This is a genomic window from Streptomyces natalensis ATCC 27448 (genome assembly GCF_000935125.1).
Taxonomy (GTDB): domain Bacteria; phylum Actinomycetota; class Actinomycetes; order Streptomycetales; family Streptomycetaceae; genus Streptomyces; species Streptomyces natalensis.
Window position 1 is genome coordinate 1 of the sequence record NZ_JRKI01000010.1, and the last position, 18,462, is coordinate 18,462.

At 69.2% G+C, this 18,462-nt stretch carries 16 protein-coding genes and 2 pseudogenes; 9 read left to right on the top strand and 9 right to left on the bottom strand.

Annotated elements, in window-relative coordinates:
* The 6 genes and pseudogenes from SNA_RS08440 to SNA_RS08460 all read right to left on the bottom strand — a co-directional run.
* Positions 1-443, bottom strand: a pseudogene (locus SNA_RS08440) (conjugal transfer protein); the annotation flags it as partial.
* Complete coding sequence (locus tag SNA_RS08445) at positions 440-886, bottom strand: Pycsar system effector family protein (RefSeq protein WP_044364152.1); 447 nt, start codon at positions 884-886, stop codon at positions 440-442. The gene SNA_RS08445 and the pseudogene SNA_RS08440, both read right to left, overlap by 4 nt.
* Complete coding sequence (locus SNA_RS08450) at positions 883-1,257, bottom strand: hypothetical protein (RefSeq protein ID WP_030062810.1); 375 nt, start codon at positions 1,255-1,257, stop codon at positions 883-885. Before SNA_RS08450 ends, SNA_RS08445 begins: the two co-directional genes overlap by 4 nt.
* Positions 1,254-1,652 (bottom strand): hypothetical protein, encoded by a 399-nt coding sequence (locus SNA_RS08455; protein ID WP_044364154.1) that lies wholly within the window; start codon positions 1,650-1,652, stop codon positions 1,254-1,256. Before SNA_RS08455 ends, SNA_RS08450 begins: the two co-directional genes overlap by 4 nt.
* 171 nt (positions 1,653-1,823) lie before the next feature.
* Entirely contained in the window at positions 1,824-1,955 is a 132-nt protein-coding gene (locus SNA_RS44660; protein WP_275041987.1) for a hypothetical protein, read from the bottom strand.
* A 250-nt stretch (positions 1,956-2,205) separates the two neighbouring features.
* Positions 2,206-2,412: a hypothetical protein gene (locus SNA_RS08460; protein ID WP_044364156.1), complete on the bottom strand. Its 207-nt coding sequence runs from the start codon at positions 2,410-2,412 to the stop codon at positions 2,206-2,208.
* Between the two features lie 801 nt (positions 2,413-3,213).
* On the opposite strand from SNA_RS08460, the gene SNA_RS08465 reads away from it, so the two are divergent.
* The 4 genes and pseudogenes from SNA_RS08465 (at position 3,214) to SNA_RS08475 (ending at position 8,228) form a co-directional block, all read left to right on the top strand.
* The gene (locus SNA_RS08465) at positions 3,214-3,981 is read left to right on the top strand and encodes a GntR family transcriptional regulator (protein WP_030066471.1); all 768 of its coding nucleotides are present in this window, start codon (positions 3,214-3,216) and stop codon (positions 3,979-3,981) included.
* A complete protein-coding gene (locus tag SNA_RS39275) occupies positions 3,974-4,486 on the top strand; it encodes a GNAT family N-acetyltransferase (protein WP_078969773.1) in 513 nt (170 codons plus the stop codon). The genes SNA_RS08465 and SNA_RS39275 overlap by 8 nt, the downstream gene beginning before the upstream one ends.
* A gap of 614 nt (positions 4,487-5,100) precedes the next feature.
* A pseudogene (locus SNA_RS08470) lies at positions 5,101-5,184 on the top strand (glutamine synthetase); the annotation flags it as partial.
* A 20-nt stretch (positions 5,185-5,204) separates the two neighbouring features.
* Positions 5,205-8,228, top strand: a complete 3,024-nt coding sequence (locus SNA_RS08475; protein ID WP_044364159.1) for a bifunctional [glutamine synthetase] adenylyltransferase/[glutamine synthetase]-adenylyl-L-tyrosine phosphorylase — start codon at positions 5,205-5,207, stop codon at positions 8,226-8,228.
* A gap of 306 nt (positions 8,229-8,534) precedes the next feature.
* On the opposite strand, the gene SNA_RS08480 is transcribed toward SNA_RS08475, so the two are convergent.
* The 3 genes from SNA_RS08480 to SNA_RS08490 form a co-directional block, all read right to left on the bottom strand.
* Complete coding sequence (locus SNA_RS08480) at positions 8,535-9,395, bottom strand: phosphatase PAP2 family protein (RefSeq protein WP_030066469.1); 861 nt, start codon at positions 9,393-9,395, stop codon at positions 8,535-8,537.
* 189 nt (positions 9,396-9,584) lie between these two features.
* Complete coding sequence (locus SNA_RS08485; RefSeq protein WP_030066468.1) at positions 9,585-10,646, bottom strand: LacI family DNA-binding transcriptional regulator; 1,062 nt, start codon at positions 10,644-10,646, stop codon at positions 9,585-9,587.
* A 25-nt stretch (positions 10,647-10,671) separates the two neighbouring features.
* Positions 10,672-12,276, bottom strand: coding sequence for a glycoside hydrolase family 13 protein (locus tag SNA_RS08490; RefSeq protein ID WP_044364160.1), 1,605 nt, complete (start codon positions 12,274-12,276; stop codon positions 10,672-10,674).
* Between the two features lie 271 nt (positions 12,277-12,547).
* Between SNA_RS08490 and SNA_RS08495 the strand changes: the two genes are divergently transcribed.
* The 5 genes from SNA_RS08495 (at position 12,548) to SNA_RS08515 (ending at position 18,452) form a co-directional block, all read left to right on the top strand.
* The gene (locus tag SNA_RS08495) at positions 12,548-13,834 is read left to right on the top strand and encodes an extracellular solute-binding protein (protein ID WP_030062751.1); all 1,287 of its coding nucleotides are present in this window, start codon (positions 12,548-12,550) and stop codon (positions 13,832-13,834) included.
* Positions 13,835-13,899: 65 nt separating this feature from the next.
* Positions 13,900-14,778, top strand: a complete 879-nt coding sequence (locus tag SNA_RS08500; RefSeq protein WP_104531941.1) for a carbohydrate ABC transporter permease — start codon at positions 13,900-13,902, stop codon at positions 14,776-14,778.
* 2 nt (positions 14,779-14,780) lie between these two features.
* Complete coding sequence (locus tag SNA_RS08505) at positions 14,781-15,617, top strand: sugar ABC transporter permease (protein ID WP_030062753.1); 837 nt, start codon at positions 14,781-14,783, stop codon at positions 15,615-15,617.
* Between the two features lies 1 nt (position 15,618).
* The gene (locus tag SNA_RS08510; RefSeq protein WP_044364161.1) at positions 15,619-17,361 is read left to right on the top strand and encodes a glycoside hydrolase family 13 protein; all 1,743 of its coding nucleotides are present in this window, start codon (positions 15,619-15,621) and stop codon (positions 17,359-17,361) included.
* Positions 17,358-18,452: a LacI family DNA-binding transcriptional regulator gene (locus SNA_RS08515; RefSeq protein ID WP_030069083.1), complete on the top strand. Its 1,095-nt coding sequence runs from the start codon at positions 17,358-17,360 to the stop codon at positions 18,450-18,452. Before SNA_RS08510 ends, SNA_RS08515 begins: the two co-directional genes overlap by 4 nt.
* Positions 18,453-18,462 lie beyond the last annotated feature (10 nt).

The following is an 18,462-nucleotide window of genomic DNA, read 5'->3' on the forward strand; positions in this document are numbered from 1 at the left end:
AGCGCCTGCACCAGATCGGCGGTGTGGCGCTCGTTCTCCGCGTCGCGGCCGTCGGTGTGCACCACGATCCGCCGGGCCAAAAACGCCATGCCCTCGGCCGAGACGGACATGCCCATCGGAGTCAGGGCGTAGATCACAGTGCGGCCCGGATCGGGGGCGGCCATCGCTCCCATGACGGCAGCGGCGGCCGGCAGTGCCCACAGACCGGCGCGGACGATGCGCGGGGAGGACTGTCCCAGCATGGTCAAGCCGAGCAGGACCAGGGCGAGCACGGCGGTGGCGCCCTCACCGGCGGCGAGCGCCCCGAGTGCGGTGCCCTTGCCGTAGGCGTGGCCGATGTTGCTGTACGTGCCGATCCCGCCGAACACGCCCGTGGCCAGCATCGGCACGAACGCGGCCGTCAGGACCCCGATCTGTACCCGGGTCAGTTTGGTGCTGGTCATCGGGCACCCCCGGCGGTGAGCAGGGCGGCGAGGATGAGCAGGGCGCCGCCGGTCAGGGTGAGGTCGACCGCACGGCGCAGGCACGTGAACTTGGCGACCGCGACCCGGGACAGTCCGGCGATGTCGGCGGCCAGATCCCGGGCAACGGCGGCACCGATCTCCTCCGCCGTGAGGGTGGCCCACAGCGGGAAACCGTGCCGGCCACGCAGGTTCGGCCGCACCGACCACAGCAACAGACCGGCCGCCGCAACCAGCACTGCCATGCCGAGCCCGCCCACCACATAGGCGGGCAGGTTCATCGGCAGGTCACGGGCGACCGTCCAGGCGCTGGCGAGTACCGCGCCGACGAACGCCAGCAACAGACCCGTCTTGGTGTCCGTCCGCGCGATCTCCGCTTTCACCTCGGCGTGCGCTGCGGGCAGAGCAGTGTCTACGTGGCTCATGCCTCGGTCTCCTCGGGCTCGTAGACCATGCCCAGGTGCCACAAGTGGCCGCTTGCCAGCTGGAGTTGACCGAGCAGTTCCGACAGGGCCAGGCGTGCATCCAGGAGCGCCAGTTCGGCACCGCGGGCGTGTTCTTCGGGCGCGGTGCCGTCGTCCGGGTCAAGCACACCGGCATCCAGGTCGCGGAACACGCGACCGCTCATGTGCTCGGTCGCCTGGAGTAGCCGCCCGCACATCTCCACCAGGGCGATCACGGCGTGGCTGACCTCGGGCGTGCTGTCGTACCCGCCAGCCATGGCGGCGTGGTTGTGCCGGCGCACTGCTTCGGATGCTGCCTGCATGTGCGCGGCGGGGGTCTTCTTGACGCTCATGCGGCCAGCTCCTTCGAGGTGCCGGTCAGCCGGTAGCGACGGTCGGCAGCCGCATGAGCCGAACGGCAAGCCGTGCACGGGGCCTGGTTCCGCCGCTGGTGGCGGCGGTATCCCCGGTCCGTGCCGCAGCTCGCAGGCTCAGGCTGGTGCTTGGCCTTGGCCGGCCGGGCAAGGCGGTGGGGGAGCCGCAGGTGGCGGGCGATCACGTTCAGGGCGACACCGTGGTCGGCGAGGATCCGTGCGGCCATGAGCTTCTCGTCCGCGGTCATCCCGGCCGGCGGCATGTCGTTGACGGCGCGCTCCACCGCGATCAGATCAACTCCACCGCGGTAGGTCTGTGTCGTGGAGACGTGGACGTACGAATCCAGGACGGGCCTGGAAGTAAGGTCGGACATGGGTCGTGCTCCTCTCGAATGGAACGGCCCGACAGCGGCCCCGGGGTGCGATCCCGGGGCCGCGTGCCGTTGTGGAAGCGGGTTAGAGGGAGCCGCCGGGCTGATGCTGGGGCAGCGGCGGCATCTGGTCGGTGGTGTCCGGTGCCCGGTCGTGCCGGGGCTCGGGCTCGCTCACCGGGCGCTGCCCTGGAGTTCGGCGGCGCGGGCGGCCGCGGCTTCGGCCGCGGCGGCGGCGCGCATGGCTTCCTCGATGCGCTGCTGGGCGAGCGCGTCGGCGGCCTGCTGCTCGGGGTTGCCGTCCATCACCGCGCACCCCCCGCCAGGGCGCGGCGCAGGGCCTTGCCGTTGTCCGGGGCGGAGTCGGCGGGGTGTGCCGTCGGCGTGTGGGGTGTCATGCTGTGGGCGATCACAGGTGTTCCTCCTACGGGTGCCTGTGGCGTGCGCCGTCCGGTTGCCCCCGGGCGGCGCTTTCGCCGTTGCGTCCGGCTGTGCCGGAGTGCCCCGGCCGGGAGTCGAACCCGGCCTTCGACCATCGGGGCGGAGAAACGACCGGTCAGCGGTGGCACGTACGGGCGTGCTTCTCCGCCCACGTGGTGACACGGAATCGCTCACTGCGGCCCGGCTCGTAGACATTGAGCGCGGCCACGTGCGCACGGCATCCCTTGCAGATCGCGTCGATGTCGATCCGGCCGTAGAAATCACGGTCCTCGTGGATCTCGACAGGGTGGCCGTTCTTGGTAGTCGCAACGGTCTTCTTCACGAAGCGCTCCTCAAGGTGTGGGCTCGGGAACATCCCGGCTCCCCTCAGCCCCGCCCGTACGGCAGAAAGCCGGACGGGCGGAGGAGGCAGCCGGCCGCAGCGCAAGCGCTCTGCGGAGCCAGGTAGAGGCGGATCGGAAGTGGTGCAAGCGCCGCCGGCCGATCCGTCACGGCGGCGCCGGGCTATGTCGTCGGTTCACACCGACCTCCCGCAGAGAGCAGGGACACGGCTTTCACCGGTGCGCCGTTGCCACGGAGCACCGATCCCGAGCCGGGGAAATCGGGTGCGTCATCGTCGCTGCTCTGACGCCAGCAGGGCGGCTGCACGGGGTGGCACCCGAAGGTGTTTTCCAGAGCCGGTGCAGTTGGCATGTAGTGCCGCCGACGACATGACCCGGTCGTCTCGGGGGCGATCTGTCTCATCTCGCCACATGCATAGGGCCTGCGCTGTGCTTCCCCACACCCAGACCGGGTGGCGCCTGCCAAGCGCATAGGGGAGAAACGACGTTCATCACGGTGGTTCGCCCCCGGTTGCACCGATGCTTCGGTGGCCTAGACGCCTGCCGCGACCGCCGCTTCCGCGTCAGCCCCGCATGATCACTATTCAGGTAACAACCAACAGCCGTTTCCTTCGGCCCCCTGTCACCGGGGCCTCTGGGCGGTGACATGGTGGTACCTCTGGTCCTTCTGGCCTTGCTGGTACCAACCAGTTGCCAAGATGCTGCACCCGCGAGGTGTGACACGTCAAGCACTTTGGTTCAGCTCGTACCAACCAGTGGTTCAAGCGGGGCATCATGGAGGCATGGCGACTCGTTCAGATCCCCTGTATGTCCAGCTGGCGGACTCTCTTCGCGCGAAGATCGAGAGCGGCGAATACCCGCCCGGTAGCAAGCTCCCCAGTGAGCGGAAGCTCATGGAGCTGCACGACGCCTCTCGCAACACCGTGCGACTGGGTCTCAAACGACTCGTTGCTGAGGGGCTGATCTTCCCCAGTCAGGGGAGGGCCTACATGGTTCACCGTAAAGACGTGTTGATTTACAACGCGTCGCGCTCGGAGGACCAGAACAGGCGATTGGCAGCTGGTGTCGATGCGTGGGTCCAAGACATCCGCGAGCAGGGCCGCACGCCCAGTCAAAAAATCTCCGTCAGCATCGAAAAATCAGATGCAGCAATTGCGGAGAAACTCGCTATCGATCCTGGTGATTTGGTCCTGGTGCGGCGCAGGCTGCGGTTCGTTGACGATCACCCTTGGTCGACTGAGGACTCCTACTACTCTCACGACCTCGTTAAGAACACTCCTATCGCCGAACCGGCGGACATTGCAGAGGGTGTAATCGCCTTCATGGCTTCTATGGGGCATGTTCAGGTTCGATACGTCGACGACGTATCCGCAGCCATGCCGAACCCGAAGCAGGCCGATGAACTGGCAGTCGAGGCGGGCGTTCCGCTGCTGGTCAGGACGCGCGTGGGGTACACCGAAGAGGGTCCGGTCCGGGTGACGGTCACCGCCATGCCGACGGACCGCCATGTCCTCCGCTACGAGCTGGGAGCGGGTAAGCCCAATGTCTAATGGCCTCACTATTCGACCTGCTGTTGCTGGCGAAGAGGATGTCATTGCCTCGATGTGGAGCGAGGCGGCGCAGTGGCTGCACTCCAGAGGAATCAACCAGTGGCAGTATCCGGCAAACGTGGAAAAAATCTCCCGAGATATTGAACATGGAAACGCCTACATATTGGTCGACGTCGCCGATTACCTAGGGACGATCACAGTAGATGAATTCGCCGATCCCGAGTTTTGGTGCCCCGATGATTGCCCCGATGATGCCCTGTATGCGCATCGAGTGATTACTCGCCCCGCAGCTAGAGGGCTTTCATTGGGAGCTGTGATGCTCAACTGGGCTTCACAGAAAGCCGAGAAAGCCGGGAAGCGCTGGCTCCGTGTCGACGCGTGGAAGACAAACGACGACCTTGGCCGCTACTACGAGGCGCAGGGGTTCAAACGGGTCCGGACCGTAGACCTACCGCACCGCCGGTCAGGCGCTCTCTACCAGCGGAGAGCTGGCACAACCGCATAGCGGACGGGCGACTCGCAGCCTTGCGGGCGAGGTGTGGACGTGCGTGCGCGTCCTCCCCGCGGTACTTGGCGGCGACTAATTCCGGGCAGGTCACCGCCCGCCGCGGCATCGGGCCCCTTGACTCGCCGATGCCGCGGGCAGAGTCTCGGGGCAGTCAGACTGCGGGAGGAAGACCATGCCCCACCCCGACGAGATCAATGGCTACGACCTCATGAACGAGGAGGTTGTCAGCGCGCCCGAGCCCGAGCCCGACGAACAAGACGATGGGGACCGCGGGGAATGATCGAGCGCGACGAACATGGGCGACGCTGGTTCGTGCCGTACATCGCCCAGCCGCACAAACCCGCACCCCCCGCCGAGCTTCACTGCCCCGACCACCCCGAGACACGTTTGCTTCGTATCCTGGGGCGAGCATGGACATGCCCCGACTGCGTACGTGCGCAGAGCAAGGCAGGGCCCGCAGAGGGGCCGCAGTAGCGCCATGGCGGGGCCGTCTGTGGGCCGTCCGAGGACAGCCGACAGCAACCAACGACGACCAACGACAACCGCCCGACTGCTGGTCAGAGGGTCCCCGGGTAAAGTTTTCTAAGGTACGAAGGATCATGCATCACTCCCTGCGCAACAAGAAGCAGGAATGGGAGGAGTACCGCTCCGAGGTCACCGCCTTCGAGCTGCGCAAGATGCTGCCCGTGCTCTGAGCCACCGAGAGGCCGCACCCATGGCACTACCCGCTCCCCAGGGACGGCGGAGCAGTACCTTCAGCCGGCTGCTGAGGCACGGGTTCACCGACCCCTCGGCGGCCGCCCGGCTGCTCGACACCCCCGAGTTCTCCCCCGTACGCGACGACTCGGTGCTACTGGAGGCACTGGGCGGCACCGCCGACCCCGACCTGGCGCTGCTGGGGCTGGCCCGGCTGGTGGAGGCCCAGAGCCCGGAGGGGCAGCAGAAACTGCTGAGCACCCTGGTCGCGGCCAAACCGCTGCGCGACCGGCTGCTGGGGGTGATGGGCGCGTCCGAGGCGCTCGCCGACCACCTCGCCCGGCACCCGGGCGACTGGCGTTCGCTGGTCACCTACGAATCGGTGGATCTGCACCCCACCACCCCCGAGTTCGAGCAGGCGCTCGCCGAGGGCATCTGGGGGGAGCGGGGCGAGGGCCGCTCGCGCGCCGATGCGCTGCGCGTCGCCTACCGCCGCAGCCTGCTGGGGATCGTGGCCCGCGATGTGTGCGGGACGACCGATGTCGCCGAGGCCGCGGCGGAGCTGGCGGATCTGGCCACCGCGACCGTACGGGCCGCCCTCCAGATCTCCTACGAGGAGGCGCCCGGCGACGCCGCGGTCTCCCGGCTGGCCGTCATCGCCATGGGCAAATGCGGCGCCCGCGAGCTCAATTACGTCTCCGACGTGGACGTCGTCTTCGTGGCCGAGGCCAAGGAAGGCGTCGAGGAGGCCAAGGCCCTCCAGGCCGCAACCCGGCTCGCCTCCCGCATGATGCGGCTGTGCTCGGACGTCACCGTCGAGGGCACCATCTGGCCGGTGGACGCCAATCTGCGCCCCGAGGGCCGCAACGGCCCGCTGGTCCGCACCCTCTCCAGCCATCTCGCCTACTACCAGCGCTGGGCCAAGACCTGGGAGTTCCAGGCCCTGCTCAAGGCCCGCCCGATGGCCGGCGATCTGGACCTCGGCCAGGCGTATGTCGATGCGGTGGAGCCGATGGTCTGGCAGGCCGCCGAGCGCGAGAACTTCGTCGCCGATGTGCGCCAGATGCGCCTGCGGGTGGTCGAGAACATCCCCGCCGACCGCGTCGAACGCGAGCTCAAACTCGGCCCGGGCGGCCTGCGCGACGTCGAATTCGCCGTCCAGCTTCTCCAGTTGGTCCACGGCCGCAGCGATCCCACCCTGCGCGGCCCCGGCACCCTCGACGCGCTCGCCGCACTGGCGGCCGGCGGCTACGTCGGACGCCAGGACGCCGCCGCCCTGGACACCGCCTACCGCTTCCTGCGGGCGCTGGAACACCGCATCCAGCTCTTCCGGATGCGGCGCACCCATCTGATGCCCGAGGAAGAAACGGATCTGCGGCGCCTGGCCCGCTCATTGGGCTTGTTCACCGAGCCCGTTGACACCCTCCGTAAGGAGTGGAAGTGGCACGCCAGAGAAGTGCGCCGACTGCATGAGAAGCTCTTCTACCGTCCCCTGCTCGATGCCGTCGCCCATCTGGAGCCCGGCGAGACCCGGCTGTCGGCACAGGCCGCAGGTCACCGCCTGGAGGCCCTCGGGTACGCCGATCCGGCCGCCGCGCTGCGCCACTTGGAGGCGCTGGCATCCGGCGTGACCCGTAAGGCCGCGATCCAGCGGACGCTGCTGCCCGTTCTGCTCGGCTGGTTCGCGGACTCCGCCGACCCGGACGCCGGACTGCTCAACTTCCGCAAGGTGTCGGACGCACTCGGCAAGACGCCGTGGTACCTGCGGCTGCTGCGCGACGAGGGCGCCGCCGCCGAGAACCTCGCCCGGGTGCTCTCCGCCGGGCGGCTCGCCCCCGACCTGCTGCTGCGGGCCCCGGAAGCGGTGGCCCTGCTCGGCGCCACCGACGGACTCAAACCACGCGGCAGGGCCGCCCTGGAACAGGAGGTGCTGGCCGCCGTCGGCCGCGCGGAGGGCGCCGAGGCGGCGGTCGCGGTCGCCCGCGGGGTGCGCCGCCGGGAGCTGTTCCGCACCGCCGCCGCCGACGTGATCCGCGCATACGGCACCGAAGGCCGGCCGGCCGAGGAGGACCACGGCCATGCCATCGACGCCGTGGGCTTCGCCGTCTCCGACCTCAACGCCGCCACCCTCGCCGGCGCGCTGCGCGCCGCGGTCCGCGAACAGTGGGGCGACACCCTGCCCACCCGCTTCACGGTCATCGGCATGGGCCGCTTCGGCGGCCACGAGCTGAGCTACGGCTCGGACGCCGATGTGCTGTTCGTCCACGAACCGCGCGACGGCGCCGACGACCACGAGGCCGCCAAGGCCGCCTTCGCCATCGCCAACGAGATGCGCCGGCTGCTCCAACTCCCCTCCGCCGACCCACCGTTGCCCATAGACGCGGATCTGCGTCCGGAGGGCCGCTCGGGCCCCCTGGTGCGCACCCTGAATTCGTACGCCGCCTACTACCGCCGCTGGTCGCTGGTCTGGGAGGCCCAGGCGCTGCTGCGGGCCGAACCGGTCGCCGGCGACGAGGACCTCGGCCGCCGCTTCATCGAGCTGATCGATCCGCTGCGCTATCCGGCCGAGGGCCTGGGCGAGGACGCGGTCCGCGAGATCCGCCGCCTCAAGGCCCGTATGGAAGCCGAGCGGCTGCCGCGCGGCGCCGATCCGACCACCCACGCCAAGCTGGGGCGCGGCGGCCTGAGCGATGTCGAATGGACCGTTCAGCTGCTCCAGATGCGCCACGGCTGGGAGGTCCCCGGGCTGCGCACGCCCCGCACCCGCGAGGCGCTGGCCGCGGCGCACGCCGCCGGACTGATCGGCACCGAGGACGCCCAGATCCTCGACGAGGCATGGGTGCTGGCGGCGCGGGTGCGCAATGCCGTGATGCTGGTCCGCGGCCGCCCCGGCGACACCTTCCCCGCCGACGGGCGGGAACTGGCCGCCGTCGGCCGCTACCTCGGCTACGAGGAGGGCCACGTCGGCGAGATGCTCGACGACTACCGCCGCACGACGCGCCGCGCGCGGGCGGTGGTGGAGGAGCTGTTCTACGAGGGCTGAGCGCGCGCCTACGAAGGCCGAGATGGGTCTACGCGGGCCGACACGGGTCTACGCGGGCCGAGGCGCGGCCGGCCGGGGCGCATCGCCGCCCCCTCCGCGACCTCCCACAGCGGGTCCGGCGCCGACAGATATCGAGACAGGGACCGGGCCCCGGACGGGCCGGCCCCGGTTCCGCGCCGCATACCTATCCGGGCCGCGGTGGGTCATTCGGGTGACGGGGGTGAGGGGCGGCGGGTGCGGCGGGCGCGGCCTCGGCCCGTCTGGACGACGGTGCGCTCTCAGCCCGTCTGCCCGACGGGTGCGCCCTCAGCCCACCCGCGCCAGATTCGCCTCCGGCGCCGCCGCATACCGCGCCAGATGGCTCGGCAGCCTCCCGTACCAGCCCATCGCCACCGTGAACCCGAAGGACAGACACAGCACCCCGCCGACCGCGTCCAGCCAGAAGTGATTGGCGGTGGAGACGATGACCAGCAGCGTCACGGTGGGGTAGAGCAGGGCCACGATCCGCACCCACAGCGGCTTGGCCAGCATCGCGACGGTGATCCCGCACCACAGCGACCAGCCGATGTGCATCGAGGGCATCGCGGCGTACTGGTTGGACATCGAGGCGAGATTGCCGGACGCCATCGAGCCCCAGGTGTCGTGCTCGACCACGGTGTCGACGAAGCCGCCGCCGGACATCAGCCGCGGCGGCGCCAGCGGATAGAAGTAGTAGCCGACCAACGCGACCCCGGTGGTCGCGAAAAGCGCCAGCCGGGCCGCGGCATAGCGGCCCGGATGCCAGTGATAGAGCCAGACCAGCACGCCGATCGTCACGATGAAGTGCAGCGTCGCGTAGTAGTAGTTCATCGACACGATCAGCCACGTCACCGAATTCACCGCGTGGTTGACAGTGTGCTCCACGGCGATTCCCAGCGCATGCTCCGCCTGCCAGACCCAGTCGGCGTTCCGCAGCGCCTTCGCCTTCTGTTCCGGGACCGCATTTCGAATGAGCGAATACGTCCAGTAACTGACCGCGATCAAGAGGATCTCGAACCAGAGACGGGGCGTCCGAGGTGTGCGCAGCCGGGCCCATCGGCAGCCGTCCGACGGGCGGTCCGCGCTCCCCCCAGGGGTTTGCGGGGTGGCGGGCCGACCTTCCAAAGTCCTCACATTCGCATCACCCATAGGCAGACAGTCTGCCAGAAACGGGCATGTCGCCGATCATCCTTCGGTCGGTTATCCGAGGGTCCGTATCCCTTTCGAGAGGGATACGGACCCTCGTACCGCAGCGGGAAAAATCCCGGAAGAATTCAGCGGATCCCCGATACCCGTCTCACGGTGTCAGGAGGTATCGAGGCATACGGACAGGAGGTATCAAGACGTACGGACCGGCCGCGGAATTCCCGCCACCCTGGACGCCGACTTGGGCGCCGAAGCGGTCGATCCGCGCACCACCAGCTCCGGATGGAAAACGAACTCGCTGTGCGGAGCGGGCGTCCCGCCGATCTCCTCCAGCAGCGCGCGCACCGCCGCCTGCCCCATCGCCGTCACCGGCTGCCGGATCGTGGTCAGCGGCGGATCGGTGAACGCGATCAGCGGGGAGTCGTCGAAGCCGACCACGGACATCTCGTTCGGCACGTCCAGCCGCCGCTGCCGCGCCGCCCGGATCGCCCCCAGCGCCATCATGTCGCTGGCGCACACGATCGCCGTCACCCCGCGGTCGATCAGCGCGGTGGCCGCGGCCTGCCCGCCCTCCAGGGTGAACAGCGAATGCTGGATGAGCGGCCCCAGCTCGGCCGGGCTCATGTCCAGCCGGTCCCGCATGCTGCGGACGAACCCCTCGATCTTCCGCTGCACGGGCACGAACCGCTCGGGCCCCAGCGCCAGCCCGATCCGCTGATGGCCGAGCGCCGTGAGGTGGGTGACCGCCAGATCCACCGCGGCCCGGTCGTCGGGGGAGACGAACGGCGCCTGCACCCGGTCGGAGAAGCCGTTGATGAGGACGAACGGCACCCCCCGGCCGCGCAGCTGCGCATAACGCTCCATATCGGCCGAGGTGTCGGCGTGCAGCCCGGAGACGAAGATGATGCCGGCCACGCCGCGCTCCACCAGCATCTCGGTCAGCTCGTCCTCCGTCGAGCCGCCCGGCGTCTGCGTGGCGAGCACCGGCGTATAGCCCTGCCGCGTCAGCGCCTGCCCGATGACCTGGGCGAAGGCCGGGAAGATGGGGTTTTCCAGCTCGGGTGTGATCAGCCCGACCAGGCCCGCGCTGCGCTGCCGCAGCCGTACCGGGCGCTCATAGCCCAGCACGTCGAGGGCGGCGAGCACCAACTGGCGGGTGGTGGCGGAGACACCGGGTTTTCCGTTCAGTACCCGGCTGACGGTGGCCTCGCTGACACCCGCCTGTGCTGCGATATCGGAGAGCCGGGCGGTCATGGGATGGGACTGTACCGGGCGCATGTCAGATTGCCCACCAGGTGCAGGTGTCACCGGGGACGACGGCCGAGGCGCCGTCGATGGTGACGGGGGCGCTGGAGAGCAGCGGCTGCCCCGGCAGCGGGAGTTCGGCCGGGCGGCCGAGAGTGTTGACCGTGCAGAGCACTCCGGGCCGGCGGAAGGCCAGCACCCCCTCGGGCGCGGGCTGCCAGGTCATCTCGCCGTCGCCCAGGCCCGGCAGTCTGCGGCGCAGATCGAGCGCGGTGCGGTAGAGCTCCAGGGTGGAGGACGGGTCACCGGTCTGTGCCTCGACGGTCAGCAGCCGCCAGTCGGCGGGCTGCGGCAGCCAGCTCCCGCCGGGCCCGAAGCCGTACGGGGGCAGATCGCCGGACCAGGGCAGCGGCACCCGGCAGCCGTCGCGGAACCCGTCCTGCCCGTTGGCGCGGAAGAACGAGGGGTCCTGGCGGACCTCGTCGGGCAGATCGAGGACTTCCGGGAGGCCCAGTTCCTCGCCCTGGTAGAGGTAGGCGGATCCGGGGAGGGCGAGCATCAGCAGGGCGGCGGCACGGGCCCGGTCGAGGCCGCCGCCCAGGCGGGTGCGGTGGCGTACGACATCGTGGTTGGACAGCACCCAGGTGGCCGGGGCACCGACCGGGCGCACCGAATCGAGGGACTCGTCGATGACGGTGCGGAGCGAGGCCGTATCCCAACTCGCCTGGAGATAGTGGAAGTTGAACGCCTGGTGCAGTTCGTCGGGGCGGACGTAGAGGGCGAGGCGTTCGGCGCTGGGGGCCCAGGCTTCGGCGACGGCGATCACCTCCTTGCCGCAGGCGTCCCCGTATCCGTCCAGCAGGCGCCGCCAGGAGCGGTGGATGGCATGCACCCCGTCCTGGTCGAAGAACGGCAGGACCTGGCTGCCGATGAGCTGGGCCTGTTCGCCGCGGCCGATGTCGGGCAGACCGGGCGCCTTGACCATGCCGTGGGCGACGTCGACCCGGAAGCCGTCGACGCCCAGGTCCAGCCAGAAGCGCAGGATGGCCGCGAATTCGGCGTGGACGTCGGGGTTGTCCCAGTTCAGATCGGGCTGTTCGGGGGCGAAGAGATGGAGGTACCAGTCGCCGCGGTCGGTACGGGTCCAGGCCGGGCCGCCGAAGATCGACTCCCAGTCGTTCGGCGGCAGCTCGCCGCGCTCGCCCTTGCCGGGCCGGAACACATAGCGCTTCCGGGCCAGTTCGGGGTCCTGGAACCACGGGTGCTGGTCGGAGGTGTGATTGGGGACGACATCGACGATCACCCGCAGGCCCGCGTCATGGGCGGCGCCGATCAGGTCCCGGGCATCCTCCAGATTGCCGAAGAGCGGGTCGACGGCGCGGTAGTCGGCGACGTCGTAGCCGCCGTCGGCCTGGGGCGAGGCGTAGAACGGCGTCAGCCAGACGGCGTCCACGCCCAGCGCCTTGAGATACGGCACCTTGGCGCAGGCGCCGCGCAGATCGCCGATGCCGTCGCCGTCGCTGTCGGCGAACGAGCGGACGTAGACCTGATAGATGACGGCGTCCCGCCACCATCCGGAACCCCGGCCTGGTGCGGTGGTCTGGGGTGCGAGGCCGGGGGAAGTGAGCTCCTGGGTCATCTGCGTCCCTGTGGGGTCATGAGGTGAAGGGGCGTGGTGTCTTCACTGACGTGTCTTCACTGACGTGTCTTCACTGACGTGTCTTCACGGACTCAACGCTCGGGTGGGCCCCGGGTGACGGGGACCGGGGAGTCCCAAGGGTGCCGTTCCGGCCAACCGGTTGCAATTTCTTCCAGTCTCCTTGCAAGGATTTTCCGCAAGGTCTTTCGGTTTGTTTGCAGCGCTGTTACGTTCCTGACCGCCATCTACGGCGATCCCCAAAGGAGTTCACATGCGGCGTGGCATACCCGGCATACGTGGCATCACCGCAACCGCGCTGGTAGCGGGCCTGGCGCTGACGGCAAGCGGATGCGGCGGGAGCGACGGCAACGGCTCGGCCAACAGCGGCGGCGAACTGTCCGGAACCGTTACCTTCTGGGACACCTCCAACGACGCCGAGAAGGCGACCTACCGCAAGCTTGCCGAAGGCTTTCAGAAAGAACACCCCAAGGTCCACGTTCAGTATGTGAACGTTCCCTTCGGCGACGCCAACGCCAAGTTCAAGAACGCCGCCGGCGGCAACTCCGGCGCCCCCGACGTGATGCGCACCGATGTCGCCTGGGTCGCCGACTTCGCCAACCTCGGCTACCTCGCCCCGCTCGACGGCACCCCCGCCCTCGACAAGACCGCCGACTACCTCCCGCAGGCTGTCGGGTCCACGAAGTTCAAGGGCAAGACCTACGCCGCACCCCAGGTCATCGACACCCTCGCCCTCTTCTACAACAAGAAGCTCCTCAAGGACGCCGGCGTCCCCGTTCCCAAGACCTTCGCCGAACTCAAGGCCGCCGCCAAGAAAATCAAGGACAAGACCGGCGCCACCGCCCTCTACCTGCGCGGCGACGACCCCTACTGGTTCCTGCCCTACCTCTACGGCGAGGGCGGCAACACCATCGACGCCCACTCGAAGACCGTGAAGATCGACAACGCCGCCGGCGTGAAGGCCTTCGCCGCCATCAAGGACCTGGTCGACTCCAAGGCCGCCATCACCGACGCCACCGACGGCCAGGAAAACCAGCTCACCGCCCTCAAGGACGGCAAGGTCGCGATGGCCGTCGACGGCCCCTGGGACATCGAGGGCGCCCGCGCCGGCCAGGCCTTCAAGGACAAGAAGAACCTCGGCGTCGCCCCCGTACCCGGCGGCAGCACCGCGCAAGGATCACCGCAAGGCGGCTGGGACCTTTCCGTATACGCCGGCAGCAAGAACCTGCAAGCCGCTTACGCCTTCGTGAAATACATGAGCTCGGCCAAGGTGCAGCAGGAAACCACCGACAAACTCAGCCTGCTGCCCACCCGCAAGTCCGTGTACCAGATCCCGGCCGTCAAGCAGAACGAGATGGTCACGTTCTTCAAGCCCGCCGTCGACCGCGCCGTACAGCGCCCCTGGATCGCCGAGGGCAACTCCCTCTTCGAACCCATCAAGGTCCAGATGAACAAGGTGCTCACCGGCAGCGCCACACCCGAACAGGCCGCCAAGACGACCGGTGCCGCCTACCGAAAGCTGCTCAAGGACTACAAGTGACCCTCGCCGCAGCGCAACGGGGGAGGGTGCGCCGGGCCCTGGGCACCCACTGGTACGCCTGGACGATGGTCGCCCCGGTCGTCCTCGTCATCGGGGTGATCATCGGATTCCCGCTGGTCCGGGGCGTCTTCCTCTCCCTCACCGACGCCAACGAGGCCAACGTCCAGCGGGACATCGGCGTCAACCACATCCCCGCCACCTACAAGTTCACCGGCCTCGACAACTACACCGCGATCCTCTCCGACGACGTCTTCTGGAACCGCCTCGGCTGGACCGTCCTGTGGACCGTCGCCTGCGTCTCACTGACCTTTCTGCTCGGCCTGACGCTCGCCACCATGCTCAACCGCACGCTCCGCGGCCGCACCTTCTACCGCCTCGCCCTCATCCTGCCCTGGGCCGTCCCCGCCTTCATCTCCGTCTTCACCTGGCGGATGCTCTACAACGAAAAGAGCGGCCTGCTCAACAAACTGCTCGCCGGCGGCGGCATCGACGCCATCCCGTGGCTCAACGACCCGACCTGGGCGAAACTTTCGGTCATCGCCGTCAACGTCTGGCTGGGCGTGCCGTTCATGCTGGTCACGCTGCTCGGCGGGCTCCAGTCCATCCCCGGCGAGCTGTACGAGGCCGCCGAAATGGACGGTGCGAACCCCTGGCAGCGCTTCCGGAACATCACCATGCCGGGGCTGCGGTCCGTCAGCAGCACGGTGATCCTGCTCTCCACCATCTGGACCTTCAACATGTTCCCGGTGATCTTCCTGCTCACCAGGGGCGGCCCCGGCGACGCCACCGAAATCCTGGTGACCTACGCCTACCGGCTCTCCTTCGTCGACAGCCCCCGCAACTTCTCCGAGTCCGCGGCCTGGGGCGTCCTGATCCTCGTCCTGCTCTCGGCCGTCGCGGTCGTCTACCGCCGGGCGCTGCGCAAGCAGGGAGAGGTGTGGTGACCATGTCCCGTAAACGCCATCAACGGCATCCCCTGGCCTCCGTGGGGCTGCACCTCGCGCTCGCCCTCGCCGCCGTCATCGCCGTCTTCCCGCCCTTCTGGCTGCTGGTGACGTCCTTCAAACCCCAGAACGACGCCTTCACCACCGGCCTCCTCTCCCACCCCACCCTCGCCAACTACACCCACGTCCTGGCCGACACCGCATTCCTCACGTGGTTCGGGAACTCCGTCGTCATCGTCGGACTGACCACCGTCCTCGGCGTCTTCCTCTCCGCCACCACCGGCTACGCCGTCAGCCGCTTCCGCTTCCCCGGGATGCGCCCGCTGATGTGGCTGCTGCTGCTCACCCAGATGTTCCCGGTGGCCGTGCTGATCGTGCCGCTCTACAACCTGATGGCGACCCTCGGCCTGCTCAACCAGCCCGCCGGACTCGTCATCACCTACCTCACCATCGCGGTCCCCTTCTGCGCCTGGATGATGAAGGGCTTCTTCGACACCATCCCCGTGGAGATCGACGAGGCCGGACGCGTCGACGGCCTCAACCCCTTCGGCACCTTCTGGCGCCTGGTCCTGCCGCTGGCCCGCCCCGGCCTGGCCGTCACCGGCTTCTACACCTTCGTCACCGCCTGGGCCGAAGTCGCCTACGCCTCCGCCTTCATGACCGGCGAGGACAACCTCACCCTCGCCGGCGGCCTCCAGACCTTCGTCAACCAGTACACCAACGACTGGGGATCGATGACCGCAGCCGCCGTGATCATCGCCGTACCGGCCGCGCTCGTCTTCGCGTTCGCCCAGCGCCACCTCGTCGCCGGACTGACCGCCGGCACCACCAAGGGATGACATGACCACTCAGCACAACCCCTCCGGCCCCGGATGGTGGCACGACGCGGTGATCTACCAGGTCTATCCGCGCAGCTTCGCCGACGGCAACGGCGACGGCATGGGCGACCTGGCCGGCATCCGCAGCCGCCTGCCCTACCTGCGCGACCTGGGCGTGGACGCCGTCTGGCTCAGCCCCTTCTACGCCTCCCCGCAGGCCGACGGCGGCTACGACGTCGCCGACTACCGCGCCATCGACCCGATGTTCGGCACGCTGCCCGACGCCGAGGCCGTGATCGCCGACGCCCATGACCTGGGCTTGCGCATCATCGTCGACATCGTCCCCAATCACTGCTCCGACCAGCACGAATGGTTCCGCCGGGCGGTGGCCGAGGGCCCCGGTTCGACCGCCCGCGAGCGCTTCCACTTCCGCAAGGGGCGCGGCCAGAACGGCGAACTGCCGCCCAACGACTGGGAGTCCATCTTCGGCGGCCCCGCCTGGACCCGCCTGTCCGACGGCGAGTGGTACCTGCACCTCTTCGCCCCCGAACAGCCCGACTTCAACTGGGAACACCCCGCCGTCCAGGACGAGTTCCGCTCCATCCTGCGCTTCTGGCTGGACCTGGGCGTCGACGGCTTCCGGGTCGACGTCGCCCACGGCCTCGTCAAGGCTCCCGGCCTGCCCGACATGGGCCACGGCGAACAGCTCAAACTTCTCGGCAATCAGGTCCTGCCCTTCTTCGACCAGGACGGCGTGCACGCCGTCTACCGCGCCTGGCGCGCCGTCCTGGAGGAATACGCGGGGGATCGCATCGCGGTCGCGGAGGCATGGGCCCCCACCACCGCGCGCACCGCCCTGTACGTCCGCCCCGACGAGCTGCACCAGGCATTCAACTTCCACTACCTCAACACCAGTTGGGACGCGGACCGGCTCCGCACCGTCATCGACGAGTCCCTCGATTCGGTGCGCCCGGTCGGTGCCCCGGCCACCTGGGTGCTGTCCAACCACGATGTCGTACGCCACCGCACCCGCCTGGGCGGCGGCCTCGACCGGGCCCGTGCAGCCGCCCTGCTGATGCTCGCCCTCCCCGGATCCGCCTACCTCTACCAGGGCGAGGAACTGGGCCTCCCGGAAGTCCTCGATCTGCCCGACGAGGTCCGCCAGGACCCCTCGTTCTTCCGCGCCAACGGACAGGACGGCCTGCGCGACGGCTGCCGCGTACCCCTTCCCTGGTCCGGCGACGCGGCCCCCTACGGCTTCGGTACCGCCGACCCCTGGCTGCCGCAGCCCGCCGACTGGGCGCCGCTCACCGTCGAGGCGCAGACCGGCGACCCCGACTCCACCCTGGAGCTCTACCGCACCGCCCTCGCCCTGCGCCGCGCCCACCCCGGCCTCGGCGCGGGCGACGCGGTCGAATGGCTCGACGCCCCCGACGGCGTACTGGCCTTCCGGCGCCCCGGCGGCCTCGTCTGCACGGCCAACACCACCGAGGCGGCGGTGACGCTGCCCGAACGGTCCGGCCGCCGCATGCTCATCTCATCGCTGTCATCATTGCCTTCCCTGCCTTCCCTGCCTTCCTCGCCTTCCTCATCGCCGTCGCTCTCCGACTCCTCTTCGCCTTCGCCCGCTGACCTTTCTTACTTGTCGAACACCGACAGTGACGAATTGGTTGCACAAGGCCGCGTGTTGGTTGCACAAGGCGGCGCGTTGGTTGCACAAGGCTGCGTGATTCCGGCCGACACCACCATCTGGTGGGAGGAGTGACCCTGCCGACACCCCGCCCCACCCCGCGCCTCGCCGACATCGCCGCCCAGGCGCGGGTCAGCGAAGCCACCGCCAGCCGCGTCCTCAACGGCAAGGCGGGCGTCGCGGCGACCACCCGCCACCGCGTGCTCGCCGCCCTCGACGTCCTCGGCTACGAACGCCCCGTACGGCTCCAACGCCGCAGCGCGGGCCTGGTCGGCCTCGTCATCCCCGAACTCACCAACCCGATCTTCCCGGCCTTCGCCCAGATCATCGAGCAGTCCCTGGCCGGCCACGGCTACACCCCCGTCCTCTGCACCCAGATGCCCGGCGGCGCCACCGAGGACGAACTCGTCGAGCAGTTAGAGGAACGCGGCGTCACCGGCATCGTCTTCCTCTCCGGCCTGCACGCCGACACCGCCGCCGACCCGTCCCGCTACACCCGCCTGACCTCGCGAGGAGTCCCCTACGTCCTGATCAACGGCTACAACGACCGCATCGACGCGCCCTTCGTCTCCCCCGACGACCGCGCCGCGGCCCGGATGGCCGTACGCCACCTGGCCGAGCTGGGCCACACCCGGATCGGCCTCGCCGTAGGACCCGCCCGCTACGTCCCCTCGCGCCGCAAGGCCGAGGGCTTCGCGGCGGCGCTGGAGGAGTCGTTCGGCCTGTCGAGGGGGCAGGCCGAACGACGCATCCGGCACACCCTGTTCAGCGTCGAGGGCGGCCACGCGGCCGCCACCGCGCTCATCGACGACGGCTGTACGGGCCTGGTCTGCGGCAGCGACCTGATGGCGCTCGGCGCCGTCCGCGCGGCCCGGCAGCGCGGCCTCGACGTTCCCGCCCACCTCTCCGTCGTCGGCTTCGACGACTCGCCCCTCATCGCCTTCACCGACCCACCGCTGACCACGGTGCGCCAGCCGGTCCAGGCGATGGCGACGGCGGCGGTCGGCGCGCTGGTCGAGGAGATCCAGGGGAATCCCGTACGAGGTCCCGTACGCGATCCGCTACGGCATCCGGCACAGCGCAACCCGGCGCCAACACAGCGCACCGAATTCGTCTTCCAGCCGGAGCTGGTCGTACGCGGTTCGACCGGGCCGGTGCGCACTTAGGGCCTGTCCG